Source organism: Oribacterium sinus (assembly GCF_963553175.1).
Lineage (GTDB): Bacteria > Bacillota > Clostridia > Lachnospirales > Lachnospiraceae > Oribacterium > Oribacterium sinus_B.
This window is the reverse complement of record NZ_CAUVME010000003.1, coordinates 39,317-55,116: the sequence shown is the minus strand read 5'-3', so window position 1 is coordinate 55,116 and position 15,800 is coordinate 39,317. Positions and strand designations below refer to the sequence as shown.

The window sequence follows — 15,800 nt, the reverse complement described above, 5'->3', positions numbered from 1 at the left end:
AGAAGAAGTATGTCTTATAAGGATATGAAGTTGCGTAGTAAGTTTATTTTTACACTGGTTCTCATGACGATTATGGTCACACTCTTAATCGGCTTGGCGCAATTCTCATTTTTGAAGATGAGTGACATGATGGTAAACGACTTTGTGCAGATTGAGTATGACAACATGAAGTCTCAGATGAGTATGCGAAAGGATATCCAGAGTATCAATAAGCGTTTACTTCTGGCCATGTATGATCCTAGCAACAATCCGGTAAAGGAGCAGAGAGAGGATTTTGACAGTCGTTTCAAGGATATGCGAGATAGGCTTTCCAAACTGGAAAATACACTGGAGGATAAGACCTTATTAGCAAACCTTTCCACTGCAATGGATGCTTTGGAGAAGGACAGCTATGCTCTTCTGGATCTGCTGGATAAGGGGGACACGGCAGGAGCGATTGCTTTTTATCAACAGGGCTTTAATGCGGTAACCTCCGAGAACTTTGTATCCGCTCTTTCCGCTGTAGGAAAGCTTTCCGATGAGCACTCTGAAGCGAAGATTCAGGAGGCCAAGGATATGCGGTCAAAGGAAAGTATGCTTTTGGGCGTGGTCTTTGTCATCGTAATTCTTCTTTATGTCTTTGCCTTCCTGAAGCTGCAAAGAGATATCACCGGAAGAATCGGTACGGTTTCCAAGGCAATCAAAAGGATGCGCAGCGGTCATTTAAATATTGCTTTTAATAAGAAGTATATCGGAAGTGACGAGCTTGGAGAGATGGTGGACGACTTCTCCGCCCTGTCCGGGGAATTGAAGAAGATTATTACCGACATTTGTGCGGTATTATCCGAGATGAGCAAAGGAAACTTTGCGGTACAGTCAATGGATGAAAATATGTATGTGGCGGATTATGCCAGCATTTTACAGTCCTATAGAGAAATCAACCAGAACTTGAAGAATGTTTTCGGCTCCATCAATCAGGTGGCGGCGGATGTTGAGTCCGGTTCCGAGCAGATTGCCAACGGCTCCGTAGCCCTTTCTCAGGGGGCTACGGAGCAGGCCTCCACCTTGGAGGAGTTAAGTGCCAGCATTTATGCGCTTTCCACAAGAATCAGTGCCCAGGCACAGAAGGCGGGCAATATAGAAAGCTATTTCGGAGAGGTTTCCGAGAAGATTTCCGATGAAAACCAGCAGATGGGCGAGATGCTCCTGGCTATGGAGGAAATCGAGGATAAGTCCAATCAGGTAGAGCGTATCATCAAGGCCATTGATGACATTGCTTTCCAGACCAATATTCTGGCACTAAATGCAGCCATCGAGGCGGCAAGAGCCGGAGTTTACGGTAAGGGCTTTGCCGTGGTAGCGGATGAGGTTAGAAACTTGGCAGGAAAGTCCGCGGATGCGGCTGCAGAGACCTCTGTTCTGATTGAGAGCACCATCAATGCGGTGAAAAAGGGTGTAAATATCGTGGATCACGCCGCAAAGACACTGGGAGACGTTATGGACGGCTCTGAGAAGAGTAAGGAAATGGTAAGCGAAATTGCCGGTTCCATGGTAACGGATGCGAAATCCATTTCTGAAGTAAGTAAGGGCCTGGAAGAGGTTTCCAAGGTGGTACAGCAAAACAGTGCCACTTCCGAGGAAAGCTCCGCTTCCAGCCAGGACTTGAATGAGAATGCGGCTTCTCTGAAGGAGATGATTTCCCGTATTCAGGTTTAAAAAAATAATTAATTATATAGAAATAAAAAGATATCTTCTATATAATAGCGGTATTGTTATAAGAATATACAGGTAAACTCCTCTTGGAAAAGAAGGGGAGTTTCCTCTTGGAAAAGAAGAGGAGCGTTTTTAAGGCTTTGGAAAAATAAGGAAAAGGAAAGCCTTTGGCTAAACGACCGGAAAGAACAGGGGAAAAGGAGGAAAGGCCTTATTTTCCCTTGCTCTAACAAGAAAGGAGTAGATATGAAAAAAAGAATGGCAAAAAAAGAATAGACAAATTTTCCCTGCTTTTTTGGGGGAGAATTTGTCTATTTTCATGAGTAAAAATGTAAAGGGCAAGCAGCTTTTTTATAAATTAAGTTTTTCCTTCCTTTTCATAAGAAAATGCGAAGATTTTCAGGAAAAAAAGGGGAAAACAGAGACTTGTCATTACGGAAACAGTTTGTTATAGTACCATGGATTTAATATTAAAAAAATCGTAAATTCAGTTCTTGTGCTTATTTTTCCTTTTGGGAGAAAATAAGATTTCCCGTAAGTGTTCGGGAAGAGCTAAGAAGTGAATCCGCGTTTACTGTATTTAGGAGGAAAAAGGATGAACGTTTCAGATTTCATCAGTCCCTTATCATCTTGGAAGATTGGAAGTGTAGGGAGTATTGACCAGGGAACTCAGGTAGGAGGAACAGAAGGCGCAAGACTTTTTAAGGATGTGTTTCGTTCCGCCATTGACAATGTAAAGACCAGCCAGCTGGATGTGGAAAACAAACAGTATCTCCTGGCTACAGGACAATTATCCGATGCCCACAGCTTACCCATTGCGGAGGCGAAGGCGCAAATCAGCTTAGATTTATTGGTATCACTCAGAAACAAGGCGTTGGAAGGCTATAATGAATTGATGAAAATCAATTTATAAGGATCAGGAATAGGAGAGTTTGCAGGTGCAAAAGCTCAAAGAAATGTGGCAGAATCTGTCTGCTAAATCAAAAAAATTATTAGGCATCATTGCGGGAATTACCGTAGTGGTTATTGCCGTTGCCGTCTTCCTCTTGGCAAGAGGGCAGAAAACTGAATATCAGACCTTGTTCTCTTCCTTAAGTCAGGGAGAGGCCCAGCAGATTGTTTCTCTTTTGCAGGAACAGAATGTCCCCTATCTCTATGACGGAAAGTCTGGAGCCTTAAAGGTGCCCTCCGAGTCTGTGGATACCTTAAGAGCACAGCTTTTGTCCAAGGGCTACCCGAAGTCGGGATTTGCTTACGACATGTATATCGGAAACTCCGGTCTTATGACCACCGAGTCCGATAAAAAACAATATACCCTGTATGATTTACAGGATCGTTTGGGGGCGACCATTCGCCTCTTTGACGGGGTGCGGGACGCCAAGGTGACGATCGCCGAGGGTACGGACCAGACTTACGCTATTGAAGAGGACAATCCCGTACAGGCCAGTGCCAGTGTGGTGGTGACCATGGAGGAGGGACAGAGTCTTTCCGAAAAGAATGCGGAAGCCATTAAAAACCTTATTGCAAGGTCGGTAAAGGGAATGAACTTTACCAATGTTTCCGTATTTGATGCAGGGACCATGGAAGAGGTGGCAGCAGACGCGGGAGACAGTGCCAGCGGCTCCGGAACCAGTATGGCAAACCTGACCACCACGGTGGAAAACAATATTGCCAACAATATTAAACGGGTATTGGGAAAGATTTACGGAGGAGAAAACCTGGCGGTTTCCGTAAAGGGAACCCTGAATATGGCGAAGCTGATTCAGGAGAACACCCAGTACACCGTACCGGAAAAAACGGAAGCCACGGATAAAAGAGGCTTACTGAGCAATGAGGAGGTGGCCGGGGAAAATGCCGGAAACAGCGGAGAAAACGCTGCCGGTGTTGCCGGGGCGGATGCCAATGCGGACACCCCAAGATACACCACCCAAAACGGAACGGCTACGACTACGGATAATTATTCCAACTCCAGTGCGACCAGAGAGTGGCTTTACAATGTGCTAAAGGAGCAAAAAGAAATTGCTCCCGGTGTTTTGGAGGATGCTTCCGTGGCGATTGTCATCAATACGGATGACAACAGTATTCCGGAAAGCGATTTGATTAACCTGGTGGCGGATGCTGCGGGAATCAAGCGGGATGAGGCGGCGGATAAGATTACTATTCTTCGTTCTCTGAATAAGACCGCGGTACAACAGACTACAGAGGAGAAGAAGCCGGCAGAAGAGCCTAAGACTCTCCTGAACCAGTTCCCGTTGTGGGCACTGATCGGAGCGGCGGTATCCGCATTCTTACTGATTTTGATTCTGTTGATTTTGATTCTTCGTGGAAGAAAGAAGAAGAAGCTGAAGAAGTTGGCACAGGAAGAAATGGAAAATGCAGCAGCACTCAGTATAGAGCAGCCTACGGATGAAATTACACCGGTAGAGGAAGTTGATGAAGATGAGCTGACTGCTGAGGGCAAGATGGCTCACGGCATGAAGCTGAAGAAGAGTATCGGCGAATTTACGGATCAGAACCCGCAGGTAGTGGCAAAGCTTATTCAAAGCTGGATGAGAGAAGAGGAGCAAAACCTTGGCAGAAAACAGCACAGATCAACAAGAAAAACAAGCTAACCCCATCGATGAAAATCAGGACTTTGTCCCAAAGCTTACAGGAAAACAAAAAGCTGCCCTTGTGGTGGTGTCCCTGGGCTCCGATCGTGCCTCCCAGATCTACAAGTATTTGGGAGAGCATGATATCGAGGAGTTAACCTTTGAAGTGGCGAAAATGGGAAAAACCACCAACTCTATGGTGGAGACAACCTTGGATCAGTTCTACCGTCTTTGTCTTACCCATAAGATGATGACAGACGGCGGAATGGACTATGCCAAGGCGGTTTTGGAAAAGGCCTTCGGAGAATCCGCGGCCAAATCCCTTTTGGACAGAGTTTCCCAGACCTTGGCTTCCAAGCCCTTTAACTTCTTTGCAAAGGGAGATCCCAAGGCATTGTTATCCCTGCTTCAAAACGAGCGTCCTCAGGTTATCGCTCTGATTCTTTCCTATATGGAGTCTGAGCAGGCAGCCCAGATTTTGGAGAACCTGCAGGAGGCAAAGCGCATTCCTACGGTTATGGCTATGGCAAAGATGGACAGAGTTTCCCCGGAAGCCATTTCCATCGTGGAAGAAGAGATGAAGCGGAAGTTCGATACCATTATCACCAGTGAGGACAATATGAACTTGGGTGGTATTGACTTCGTAGCGGATGTGATGAACCACATTGACAGAAGTAACGAAAAGAAGATTTTCGATGAGTTGGATGTTACCGACCCGGATCTTTCTGCGGATATCAAGGACAAGATGTTTGTCTTCGAGGATATCCTTACCATGGACGACCGTTCCGTACAGAGATTTATCCGGGATTGTGACTCCAAGGATGTGGTATTCGCCTTGAAGACCGCAAATGAAGAGATGAAGCAGATCTTCTTCAACAACATGTCCAAGCGTATGGCGGAAACCGTTAAGAGTGATATGGAGAACTCCAGAAATGTCCGCTTGAAGGATGTGGAAGAGGCGCAGCAGCGTATTGTTAACCTGATTCGTCTCTTAGAGGATAAGGGAGAGGTAATCATAAATAAGGGAGGCGATGAAGACAATGTTCTCGTCTAAAAAAGTGATTCGCTCGGCTAGTAATAGCCAGCTTTCCTCCTTTTTAGAGAGCTTGGAAGAGCCGGAAGAGATTCAAGAGGAGGAAATGGAAGAATTTGCGTCCTCCGAAGGAGAAGAAGAGGAGGAAGAGCCGGAAGATGCTCTTCCTCTTCCCGAAACAAAGGCAGAGGACCCCTACCATGAGACCTTGCTGCATTTGGCTTTGGAAAAAGCCCAGAGAATTATGGATGCAGCGGAAAAGGAAGCTAAGCTTTTAAAGGAAAAGGCGGAGGAAGAGGGCTATCAGGCCGGCTTTCAAAAGGGCTTAGAGGCAGGAAAGGCGGAAGCCGAGGAGAAGGTAATGGCGGAGCATGCGGAGGAAATGGAGAATTTCCGGATGGACATGAACCGAAGCCTTCGAATGGTAGAGGATGCGAAAACGGAGCGTCTTTACCGCTATATGGATGAATTAAAGGATGTGGCTATTGCGGTGGCAGAAAAGGTTATTCTGGTCAGCCTCCGTTCCTCGGGAGAAGTTATTCGAAGAATGATTTTAAAAGAGGCGGAGCGTATCAAAAAGACCGCATGGCTGAAAATACATATTGACCGACTGGATTATGAAATGCTGGTGGAGACAGACGGGGATGTGGCTAATGAATTAAGTCAGATTTCCGACAACATCAAGTTTGTGATTGTGGAGAAGGAGGAACCGGGAAAATTGATTCTGGAAACTCCGGATGAGATTGTAGATGCCAGCATCGACACCCAGATGGAAAATTTGCGAGAGAGATTGGGACGATTGGATGCCCAAGAGAGTGAGTAAGGGATGTATGAAAATATTCTTTCCACGATTAAGAAGATGGATACCGTGGAGAATATCGGAAAAATCGAGAATATCGTAGGAATGTCTATGGAAGCCTCCGGCACCGGAAAGTCCAGTATCGGAGATATTTGCATGATTTATAGTGATGAGACGGAAAGCCAGGTGGCCGCGGAAGTCGTGGGCTTCAAGGGAGACCGGGTACAGCTTATGACCTATAAGACCTCTGTGGGCATTACATCAGGCGCCTTTGTACGGAATACAAGAAGGCGCCTTCGTGTTCCTGTGGGAGATTTTTTGAAGGGCAGAATCATTGATGCCCAGGGAAATCCCATGGATGGGGGAGAACCCTTTCCGGAGAGTGATTTCTATACCGTAAACAATTCCTATATGAACCCCTTGGACAGACCGCCTATTCGAGAGAGACTCCACTTCGGGATTAAGGCCATTGACGGCTTAAACACCGTAGGTAAGGGGCAGCGTATCGGCATCTTCGCCGGATCCGGAGTAGGTAAGTCTACCCTGATGGGCATGATTGCCAGAAATGTAAAAACCGACATTAACGTCATCGCCCTTGTGGGAGAGCGTGGACGAGAAATTTTGGAATTCGTGGAAAAGGATATGGGAGAAGAGGGAATGAAGCGTACCGTACTGGTGGTAGCTACCTCTGACCAGCCTGCCATGCTTCGTTTAAAAGCCCCTCTTGTGGCCACAACCATTGCGGAATATTTCCGGGACAGGGGCATGGATGTGCTTTTAATGATGGACTCCTTAACCCGTTTTGCCATGGCTCAAAGAGAGATTGGTCTGGCTACCGGAGAACCTCCTATTGCCAGAGGCTATACTCCCTCGATTTATGCAGAGTTCCCCCGTTTACTGGAGCGGGCGGGCGCCTTTAAGAAGGGTTCCATCACCGGCGTATATACCGTGCTGGTGGAAGGAGACGACACCAACGAGCCGATTGCGGATACGGTTCGCGGTATTTTGGACGGACATATTGTGCTGTCCCGTGCTCTGGCTGCGGAAAACCATTATCCCGCTATCGATATCGGTATGAGTATCTCCCGATTGATGGCGGAGCTGGTATCTCAGGAGCACAAAAAATATGCCAGCAGAATGAGAAATACTCTGGGACTTTACCAAAAAAATGCGGATCTTATCGCCATCGGTGCTTATAAAAAGGGCACGGATCCCAAGCTGGATGAGGCGGTAGACAAGTATCCCGCCATCAATGATTTCTTGATGCAGGGAACGGGAGAAGCATTTTCTTACGAAGATACGGTTATGCAAATGAAGGAAATTACCGATATTGGATAAGGCAATTAAATTTTAAGATGCAGAAAGGCGGGAACCAAATTGAAAAAATTCAAGTACAGTTTGGAAACAGTCTATCAATTTAAGCTTCAAGTCTTAGACAAGGTGAAGGAAGAGTATGCCATCAAACAGCAGGAAGTTTTGAATCAGCAAAGTCTGATTAATCGCCTTCAGGAAGAGTTGTTTCACTACGAAGAGGAATTTGAGCGAGTGAAGCAGGAAGGCGCTTCCATTGAAACCATTATGATGTATGTCAATGGCATCGAGCGAATGGAAAAACGTATAGGGAAAGAGAAAGATGAGCTTATCCGACGTACCGTTATTGCCGAAGAAAAGAAGAGAGAGGTGATCAAGGCCAACGTAGACACCAATGCCTTCGAGAAACTTAAGGAGAAAAAGCTTGAGGAGTATCGTATTCAAGGACAAAAGGCAGAGGAACAGTTTATCGAGGAATTCGTCTCTCACGCAATGAAGGCATAGGTACAGGAGAGTATATGGCAGAGATGACAATTCAAAAAAGTCAAGCCTTTCCCGTTGGAAAAGACTTAAACAAGGGGAAGTCTTCAGAGGACAGCAATAAAGCTTCCCTTGACTTTAATGCGTTTCTTCGCTCCTCCAAAGAGGATACGGTGAAGAATGAGGGAGACAGAAAAAGCAAATCCCAAGAAAACAGTGAGAAAAAAACAGAACAGAACAGTATAGAAAAAGACCCTAAGGAAGCAAAGCTTCAAAAGGAAGAGAAGAAGACAGAAAAGAAAGAGACAAAGACCGAGGAGAAGGACAGCTTACAGGGAGAAAAGGCGGCAAGCCTGGTTTCCGAAAAGCAGCTTCTTTTCCAAAAAGATCAGTTGATGGCAGACATCAAGATTGCGGTCGAGGAAGGTGCTGTTGAAGCGGTTTCCGACCTTACGGCAGCAGCTGAACCGGTATCCATTCCGCTTACAGAAGAAAGCGCGCTTGTTACCGTTCTTCCTGAAGGAAAGGAAGAAACTCCGGTCTTAGCGGAAAATGCGACAAAAAAGGATTTTTCCGAGTTTATAAAGGAAGATTCCGAGGACGCAACAAAAACTAAGACTGTAGAGCTCAAAGAGGGAGCTTCCGTAGTAGAGGACAAGTCCCTTGTGGAAGCGCCTGAGGAGGAAAATGTTATTCCTTCTCAGCGTTTGGAAGAGAAGCTTTCTCAAAGAGTGGAAGAAAAGAAGTCCGGAAAAGAAGAAAAGCTTGGCTCTGTTTTGGAGCATACCGGACAACAGCTTTCCCTACAGGGAAGTCAGGAAAAGCTTTCAGAGCCGGTTAATGCACCGGTTCGGGAAGAAGCCGTGTTACATAGCTCTGAAGCGAAGCTTCCTGAGGATGTGGCGGAGTTCTTATCCAATAAGACGGAACTTCAGCATGGCGAAATCAAGATTGAGTTAGAACCCAGAAATCTTGGACAAATTACCGTAAAAGTCAACTATAGCGGCGGCAAGGCAAACATTGTCATTACCGCGGAAAATCCCAAGACCTTGCATCTTTTACAGACCGGTGCCGAGGATATGGGAAGAATCCTGGAGCAAAAAACAGGAGAACTCACCAAGATTGTGGTACAGGAGGAGCAGCATGCTCCGAGTTTCCATCAGCAGGGACAATCCAATTCCGAAAACAAAGAGGAAGCGGAGCGTCGTCAGAGGGAACAACAGGAACGGGCGCAGCAGGATAATGCAGAAGGCTTCCTGCAAAGAATGCGTCTAGGACTAGCCCAATAAGGAGAAGATATGGCAGAAATTCAAGGTGTTTCTTCCGCAACCAGTCCCTATGAAAAGGCGACTTACAGCGCGAAGTCAAATGATAAAAATACATTATCCATCGAGAGCTACTTTAAGCTCTTATCCGCCCAGCTTGCAAACCAGGACATGACCAGTCCTATGGACAACAGCGAGATGATGGCGCAGATGACACAGATGGCCATGGTACAAAGCTTAGGAACCATGACCACCAATATGAAGCAGGAAATGGCTTTGACCAAAACCAGCTATTTGGCAGGTTTAATCGGTAAAGAGGTTTCCGCAAAGGTTCCGGAGGCGGAGCAAAAAGCAAACCCCAATGCGCCTAAGGAAAAATCCGGCGTAATTGCTTCCGTAAACCTTACAGGAGATGAACCCAGTTTCCGTTTAGAGGGAGATGTTACAGACTATCCTTTGGAAAGTCTTTTGATGGTGCGTCAGGCAGGAACCGCAGCGGCTACTACCACTACCGGTTCGGCTGTAACAGCACCGGTTGCAAGTACAGGTACAACAGCAGTCGGTACAAGTACAACAGCACCCGGCGCAACAAGCTCCACAAGCGGCACAGCCGGCGCTTCCGTAACAACAGCAGGAAGCCATGGGGCAACAGCGAGCCCCGCATCCGCTGCAACAGGAACAACAGGCGCTGCATCTACAACAGCTGCAGCATCAGGCAGTACTTCTGCACCCGCAACAACAGGAACAGCAGCTACAACAGGAACAACAGGAACAACAGCTACCGCCAATCCGGCAGGAGCCTCCGTTCCCCCTGCAGTAGCATCTAGCAGTGCAAGCTCCTCCGAAGTTGGCCCCCATGTGGCTATCCTGGAAAGAGAAGCGGCAGCTCATTCTGCAAGCAATTAAAATTTAATTTTTATTTCTTTTATAGATTTGAGAAACTTAGCCGATAATAAGGAGTAAGTTTCAAATGCGCAAAAAGCGCCATTCATTTTTCAAACTCACCAGTTGAGGAAAGGACAAGAATATATGTTAAGAGCAATGGATTCTGCAGTAGCAGGTTTGAGAGCACATCAGAACAAGTTAGACGTTATCGGTAACAACATCGCCAATGTTAACACTTTCGGATTTAAGTCTCAGGGATATAGCTTTAAGGATACAATGTATCAGACATCCAGTACTTCTTCAGGAGGAAAGCAGGAAGCCAGCGGTAATGCTACCATCGGTGGTGCAAACCCCGCTCAGTACGGATACGGTTCCTTAACCGGATCAATTGCCACTGACTTTACATCCAGTACACCATCCTATGTAGGAGGCTTCAATGCTTCCATCAACGGATCCGGATTCTTTGTAACCAGCGCATCCAATAAGGAAGTTACCCTGGATCCTGCAAATACAAAGACAACAACCGCAGAGATGAAGAAGAACAACTTCGCCTATACCCGTGTTGGTCAGTTCTCTGTAGATGCAAACGGATATATCGTAGATGCAAACCACAACTTCGTATACGGTTTCCAGCCTGACTCTTTGACAGAGCCTACCAAGTACGGAGACGGCGGAAAGAAGCTGGTTGCCCTTCGTGCACCGGCAGCGGACAATACCGGAGCGGTAGCCTTAACCGGTAGCCCTGTGTTCACAGGATTTGCCGCACAGCTGAAGTCCGTAGAAATCGGTGCAGACGGAATTGTTAAGGGAATTATCGATAACAAGACTCCCGGAACCGGTGGAGCACCTGCACAGGTTACATCCACATCCATCGTTTTAGGAAAGGTGGCAGTTGCTTCCTTCCAGAACCAGGAAGGTTTGACCAAGGCAGGAAACAACACCTTTAATGCAGGAGTAGGAGATAACACAGGATACATTTCCGCAACCATGCCCGGTGAGGGATCTACCCCAACCCTGATGGCAGGATATTTGGAAGCATCCAACGTTGACTTGGCAAAGGAATTCTCTGACATGATTACCACTCAGAGAGGTTTCCAGGCCAACTCCAAGATCATTACCGTATCTGATGAAGTTCTTCAGGAACTGGTAAATATGAAGAGATAAAACATAAGCTAAGGCTTTCCTGAGTTGGAAAACAGAATAGATTGCTTCTGAAAAGAAGAAAAATCCGTTTCCAACAAAGGAAGGCTTCTGCTGTGTAAGTAGACGAAAGGAGGAAATCATGATACGCCTAACAAAATTAAACGGAGAAGAAGTGTTTTTGAATTATTTTCAAATCCTTTACATTCGCCGCATTCCGGAAACCAAGGTAAAGCTGGCAAACGGAGATTTCTATCTGGTAAGAGATAGCGTGGAGTCGATTATTGAACAGGTTCAGGGTTTCCTAAGAAAGTGTCTTACTTTTGAGGATAAATTTCATGAGGGAGAAGACGTACATGAAATTAAGGGGAAAGAAAGAGAAGCTTAGGAAGAGCGCATAGGAAGCAAGGAGGCTAGTCAATAAGTATGGACATTTCAATGCTGTTAGGCTGGATTATCGCTATTGCCTTAATCATTAGTGGTATTACCATGCCGAAGTTGGGGAACTTCTGGGACGCACCCAGTGCCCTGATCGTAGTTGGAGGAACAATAGCGGCGTTAATCGCCTGCTACCCATTCCGAATCATTAAGGAAATTCCGAAGCATATCGGAATCTGCTTTCGAGGAGGAAAAAAATATAATGTACCGCAAACCGTGGATGCCCTGGTGGATTTGGCTTTGATTGCCAGACAGAGCGGTTTGCTGGCTTTGGAAGAAAAGGCGGAAGAAATCAAGGAGCCCTTCTTTAAACAAGCCGTAGTCATGATTGTAGATGCCAATGATCCGGATAAGGTACGTGCCTCTCTGGAACATCAGGTAGAAGATATGATGACCAGACATGAAGAGGCGAAAGGTCTTTATGTAAAGGGATCCGCGCTGGCGCCGGCCTTCGGTATGATCGGAACCCTGGTAGGTCTGGTAAACATGTTAAAGGGTATGGACCTTTCCGGTTCCGGCGGCGGAGCCAGTACCCTGGGACAGGACATGGGTGTTGCCTTAATCACCACCTTCTACGGTTCTGCCATGAGTAACGTGCTTTTCCACCCCATTGCCCAGAAGCTAACCATCAAGGACAATGAAGAGGTTTTATACTGCTCCATTATTATCGAAGGTGTTATCGCCATTCAGTCCGGAGATAACCCCAAGGTTATCCGGGAAAGACTTTTGGCTTCCCTTGCCCAGAAGCAGCAGAAGAAGCTTTTGGCTAAGGCCGGAGCGGCAGGCGGAGATGCCGGAGGAGGAGACAAGTAATGAAGAAACGAGGTGGAGGAGACGAAGGTGGATCCTGGATGGACACCTACGGGGACCTGGTTACTCTCTTAATGACCTTCTTCGTGCTTCTTTACTCCATGTCCAGTATCGACTCGGCAAAGTGGGATGTGTTTGTACGTTCCATTTTCCCGAACGGACGCCCGGGAGATAAGTCGGCGGAGCAGATTATTATTAACGGTCAGGCCACCAATAAGGATGAGCCTGCCGGAGAAATAGGAGACAGCGGAGCCCCGGAAAATACGGTAGATCCAAACAATATTAATGAATTGTATCTACAGATTGCCCAGGCTTTGAATGGGGCAGGTATTGACGGCGTTGAAGTTTCCCGTGGACAAGATTACACCTTTGTGGTATTTAAAGATAAGGCATTTTTCGCCGGAGACAGCTCGGTAATTACTCCACAAGGACAGGAGACTTTATCCATATTTTGTGATACTATAGCACCAGATGCAAACAAGCTGTCTCAGGTTAATGTTATGGGTCATACCGCCCAGGCAGATCCGGAAAGAGCCAATAACCCGAGAAACGATAGAATCTTGTCGGTTATGCGTGCAGCGGAGGTTTGTCTCTTCATTCAGGGAAGAGGAATCATCTCCCCGGATAAGCTGGTCAGCATCGGTTACGGACAGTTCCATCCTATAGCGGACAACGCTACATCGGAGGGAAGAGCCAAGAATCGAAGAGTGGAAATTTTGCTTATTGACGAAGGCGCAGAAATCCGTAATATTAATGAGTACTTCGAGGAGTACTACAGCGGAGCCAATGCAGACAAAACCATCGTTACCGATGGTGTGCCGGAGAATATTAAGGCAGAAGAAGCAGGAGGCAATGCCACTCCCCAGGAAGGCGCTGCACCCGCAGAGGGAGCTGCGCCCGCCGGAGAAGGAAGCCCCGCAGCCGGGGCGGACACCGCAGGCGCTGCTGAGGGGACTAATACGGCAGGTGCTGCTACAAGCACAGGCGCTGAGGCAGGCGGCCAACAGGCCATGGCCAAAGAAAAGACACCGCAGGTTGCCGGTGTTTCCCGAGAAATTCCCGGGGAGAAAGAAGAGAACAGTATTGCAGGAAACATCAAAAAAATACTGGGAGACTTCTTGAAAGGACTTGGAGGAAAAGCTAAGTCTTAATCCTTTAGCAGGGCTAAGGGAGTATGAGAAAGGGGTTATGTAAGAAAAGCGCGATTTTCTTACAGTAGGAAGAAGAAGAGGTTATTGAATGGCAGACGTCTTATCCCAAAGCCAAATTGATGCGCTTCTGAAATCCATGCAGGACGGACCACCCAAAGAAGAAAAGGTGGAAGAAAAACCTGCAGAGGTTTTGGAGACAAAGAAAGAAGAAGTGCAGAAGGAAGAAGAAACGTATAGCAAATACGACTTCTACAGTCCGAGAAAGTTCACCAAAGATAAAATTCGATTATTGAGGAGTATCTTCGATAACTATGCAAGAATTTTAACCTCTCAGGTGAATGGTATTTTCCGTACCATGACGGATATTACGGTTTTAGAGTTAAGAGAGACAAGATACTACGAATATGTCAATGCCTTCCATGAAAATGACTGTATGACGATAGTAGACACCTATGTGCAGGACAAGGGAAAGAGCAATGTACCTATGATGAGTTACATCTCACCGGGACTTACGTTGACATTGGTAAGCCACATGTTGGGAGGAAGCGATTCTGTCATAAAGACGGAAGAGGATTACCGCTACACCGATGTGGAGATGGCTCTCTATAAGAGAATCATGGAATACATCGTCCATGCTCTGGGAGATGGTTTCAGTAACTATATTTCTGCAGAGTTTAAGATTGCAAAGATAGAAACCAACCCCTCCATGGTACAGGAAGTCGGATTGGATGAAACCGTAGTGCTGGCAGTGATGAATGTGGATATTTCCGGTTTAGCCATGGAAAGAATCCGTATTTGTCTTCCAGGAACCCTTCTGGAACATATGTTTAAGATTATTGATAACCGGAAACATCTGGCCAGAGGCTTTGCTTACGAGAACAACCAAGATACCATTATGGAACATTTGAAGGCTTCCAGTTTCCCGATGACAGGACAGCTTGGCGTTGTCAAGTTGGACATTGAAGATCTCTATCATTTAAAGGTGGGGGATGTCATCGACTTAAACAAGGCGAAGAATTCCGCTGTAAAGCTCTATGTAGGAAGACAGCCCTGGTTTACCGGAAAGATGGGAGTATATAAGAAAAACATTGCCATTCGGATTGAAGACCGAATTATTCAAAAGGATGATAAGGCGATGGAAGCGCTTTCCGATGCGGTAGCAAAGGAAGCGGAAACGGAAGAGATTCCGGAAGAAGAAATTTCACCGATGAATGTGATGGCACAAGACATTCAGGATTTACTGGATCCGGAGCCTTCTCTGGATGATGAGGAATAAACTGGTCTTAAGGCAGGAAACTGTCATAGAGATATAAAAAAAGCTTAGAATAAGGATAGGAGAAACGAAGATGGCAAAGATTTTGTTAGTAGATGATGCAGCGTTCATGCGAATGATGGTGAAGAACTCCCTTACAAAGGGCGGCTTTGCTGATTGCACCTTCGTGGAAGCACAGGATGGCATGGAAGCAGTAAAGAAGTTTGAAGAAGAGAATCCTGATCTTGTGATCATGGACATTACCATGCCCAACATGGATGGATTGCAGGCTCTGAAGAAGATCAGAGAAGCACATCCTGATGCGAAGGTTGTAATGTGCACCGCGATGGGACAGGAGAGCATGGTAGTGGATGCAATTAAGTCCGGAGCAAAGGATTTCGTTGTAAAGCCCTTTAATGCAGAGAGAATTACTTCCACCGTAAAGAACATTTTAGGTTAGGCAAGTAAAGAGAGTAGAGGAAGAACATGTCATTTTTAAATTCATTCGATATTAGTGCATCAGGGATGAGCGCTCAGAGAGTCAGAATGGACATTGCGGCAGAAAATATTGCCAATGTGGATACCACCAGAACCGAAGCAGGCGGTGCATACAAGAGAAAAGATGTAGTACTGGAAAGCTTCGGAGAACGCTCCTTCCAGCAGGCCCTTCGAAATGCGCAAAATGGCAAGGGCTTCCGGGGACAGCATGCGGGAGTTCGTGTTCAGGGTGTCATTACCGACGATCGGGAGATGAAGAGGGTTTATAACCCCAATCATCCTGATGCGGATGCGCAGGGCTATGTAAACTACCCCAATGTAGATATTTTGAAGGAGACGGTGGACTCCATGTCTGCCACTCGTTCTTATGAAGCCAATGTTACCGCCTTAAACGCCATGAAAACCATGGCGCAAAGAGCGTTGGACATCGGTAAGTAAGAAGGGGCGATAGGAAC

General features: G+C 46.5%; 16 protein-coding genes. All 16 read left to right on the top strand.

From position 1 onward, the window contains the following. Positions 1-9: 9 nt before the first annotated feature. Positions 10-1,695 carry a methyl-accepting chemotaxis protein gene (locus tag RYO92_RS01290; protein ID WP_315369210.1) on the top strand — a complete coding sequence of 562 codons (1,686 nt, stop codon included), beginning with the start codon at positions 10-12 and terminating at the stop codon, positions 1,693-1,695. Positions 1,696-2,287: 592 nt separating this feature from the next. Then, on the top strand, positions 2,288-2,605 hold the full coding sequence (gene fliE / locus RYO92_RS01285; protein ID WP_007156882.1) for a flagellar hook-basal body complex protein FliE: 318 nt from the start codon (positions 2,288-2,290) through the stop codon (positions 2,603-2,605). 25 nt (positions 2,606-2,630) lie between these two features. Next, the gene (gene fliF, locus RYO92_RS01280) at positions 2,631-4,304 is read left to right on the top strand and encodes a flagellar basal-body MS-ring/collar protein FliF (RefSeq protein WP_183682851.1); all 1,674 of its coding nucleotides are present in this window, start codon (positions 2,631-2,633) and stop codon (positions 4,302-4,304) included. Beyond that, positions 4,264-5,337 (top strand): flagellar motor switch protein FliG, encoded by a 1,074-nt coding sequence (gene fliG, locus RYO92_RS01275; RefSeq protein WP_183682854.1) that lies wholly within the window; start codon positions 4,264-4,266, stop codon positions 5,335-5,337. The genes fliF and fliG overlap by 41 nt, the downstream gene beginning before the upstream one ends. Continuing rightward, a complete protein-coding gene (locus RYO92_RS01270) occupies positions 5,315-6,139 on the top strand; it encodes a FliH/SctL family protein (protein WP_007156879.1) in 825 nt (274 codons plus the stop codon). Before fliG ends, RYO92_RS01270 begins: the two co-directional genes overlap by 23 nt. A gap of 3 nt (positions 6,140-6,142) precedes the next feature. Then, the gene (locus RYO92_RS01265) at positions 6,143-7,453 is read left to right on the top strand and encodes a FliI/YscN family ATPase (protein WP_007156878.1); all 1,311 of its coding nucleotides are present in this window, start codon (positions 6,143-6,145) and stop codon (positions 7,451-7,453) included. A gap of 39 nt (positions 7,454-7,492) precedes the next feature. Beyond that, positions 7,493-7,930 (top strand): flagellar export protein FliJ, encoded by a 438-nt coding sequence (gene fliJ / locus RYO92_RS01260; RefSeq protein ID WP_304069783.1) that lies wholly within the window; start codon positions 7,493-7,495, stop codon positions 7,928-7,930. 14 nt (positions 7,931-7,944) lie between these two features. Further along, positions 7,945-9,195, top strand: coding sequence for a flagellar hook-length control protein FliK (locus RYO92_RS01255; RefSeq protein ID WP_315369209.1), 1,251 nt, complete (start codon positions 7,945-7,947; stop codon positions 9,193-9,195). Positions 9,196-9,204: 9 nt separating this feature from the next. Further along, positions 9,205-10,077: a flagellar hook capping FlgD N-terminal domain-containing protein gene (locus tag RYO92_RS01250; RefSeq protein WP_315369208.1), complete on the top strand. Its 873-nt coding sequence runs from the start codon at positions 9,205-9,207 to the stop codon at positions 10,075-10,077. Positions 10,078-10,200: 123 nt separating this feature from the next. Then, positions 10,201-11,220: a flagellar hook-basal body complex protein gene (locus RYO92_RS01245; protein WP_183682869.1), complete on the top strand. Its 1,020-nt coding sequence runs from the start codon at positions 10,201-10,203 to the stop codon at positions 11,218-11,220. Between the two features lie 118 nt (positions 11,221-11,338). Further along, positions 11,339-11,584: a flagellar FlbD family protein gene (locus RYO92_RS01240; protein ID WP_007156873.1), complete on the top strand. Its 246-nt coding sequence runs from the start codon at positions 11,339-11,341 to the stop codon at positions 11,582-11,584. A gap of 38 nt (positions 11,585-11,622) precedes the next feature. Further along, positions 11,623-12,447: a motility protein A gene (locus tag RYO92_RS01235; protein ID WP_304069794.1), complete on the top strand. Its 825-nt coding sequence runs from the start codon at positions 11,623-11,625 to the stop codon at positions 12,445-12,447. After that, on the top strand, positions 12,447-13,595 hold the full coding sequence (locus tag RYO92_RS01230) for an OmpA/MotB family protein (protein WP_308579546.1): 1,149 nt from the start codon (positions 12,447-12,449) through the stop codon (positions 13,593-13,595). The genes RYO92_RS01235 and RYO92_RS01230 overlap by 1 nt, the downstream gene beginning before the upstream one ends. Positions 13,596-13,683: 88 nt before the next feature. Beyond that, the gene (locus tag RYO92_RS01225; protein WP_007156870.1) at positions 13,684-14,871 is read left to right on the top strand and encodes a flagellar motor switch protein FliM; all 1,188 of its coding nucleotides are present in this window, start codon (positions 13,684-13,686) and stop codon (positions 14,869-14,871) included. A gap of 70 nt (positions 14,872-14,941) precedes the next feature. Next, entirely contained in the window at positions 14,942-15,307 is a 366-nt protein-coding gene (locus tag RYO92_RS01220) for a response regulator (RefSeq protein WP_007156869.1), read from the top strand. A gap of 26 nt (positions 15,308-15,333) precedes the next feature. Then, positions 15,334-15,783, top strand: a complete 450-nt coding sequence (gene flgC, locus RYO92_RS01215; RefSeq protein ID WP_183682884.1) for a flagellar basal body rod protein FlgC — start codon at positions 15,334-15,336, stop codon at positions 15,781-15,783. Positions 15,784-15,800 lie beyond the last annotated feature (17 nt).

Excerpts from the sequence above, each read along its gene's own strand:
- RYO92_RS01290 (WP_315369210.1), top strand. The coding sequence starts at position 10 with ATGTCTTATAAGGATATGAAGTTGCGTAGTAAGTTTATTTTTACACTG.
- fliE (WP_007156882.1), top strand. The coding sequence starts at position 2,288 with ATGAACGTTTCAGATTTCATCAGTCCCTTATCATCTTGGAAGATTGGA.
- RYO92_RS01270 (WP_007156879.1), top strand. The coding sequence starts at position 5,315 with ATGAAGACAATGTTCTCGTCTAAAAAAGTGATTCGCTCGGCTAGTAAT.
- RYO92_RS01265 (WP_007156878.1), top strand. The coding sequence starts at position 6,143 with ATGTATGAAAATATTCTTTCCACGATTAAGAAGATGGATACCGTGGAG.
- RYO92_RS01255 (WP_315369209.1), top strand. The coding sequence starts at position 7,945 with ATGGCAGAGATGACAATTCAAAAAAGTCAAGCCTTTCCCGTTGGAAAA.
- RYO92_RS01250 (WP_315369208.1), top strand. The coding sequence starts at position 9,205 with ATGGCAGAAATTCAAGGTGTTTCTTCCGCAACCAGTCCCTATGAAAAG.
- RYO92_RS01245 (WP_183682869.1), top strand. The coding sequence starts at position 10,201 with ATGTTAAGAGCAATGGATTCTGCAGTAGCAGGTTTGAGAGCACATCAG.
- RYO92_RS01240 (WP_007156873.1), top strand. The coding sequence starts at position 11,339 with ATGATACGCCTAACAAAATTAAACGGAGAAGAAGTGTTTTTGAATTAT.
- RYO92_RS01235 (WP_304069794.1), top strand. The coding sequence starts at position 11,623 with ATGGACATTTCAATGCTGTTAGGCTGGATTATCGCTATTGCCTTAATC.
- RYO92_RS01230 (WP_308579546.1), top strand. The coding sequence starts at position 12,447 with ATGAAGAAACGAGGTGGAGGAGACGAAGGTGGATCCTGGATGGACACC.
- RYO92_RS01225 (WP_007156870.1), top strand. The coding sequence starts at position 13,684 with ATGGCAGACGTCTTATCCCAAAGCCAAATTGATGCGCTTCTGAAATCC.
- RYO92_RS01220 (WP_007156869.1), top strand. The coding sequence starts at position 14,942 with ATGGCAAAGATTTTGTTAGTAGATGATGCAGCGTTCATGCGAATGATG.
- flgC (WP_183682884.1), top strand. The coding sequence starts at position 15,334 with ATGTCATTTTTAAATTCATTCGATATTAGTGCATCAGGGATGAGCGCT.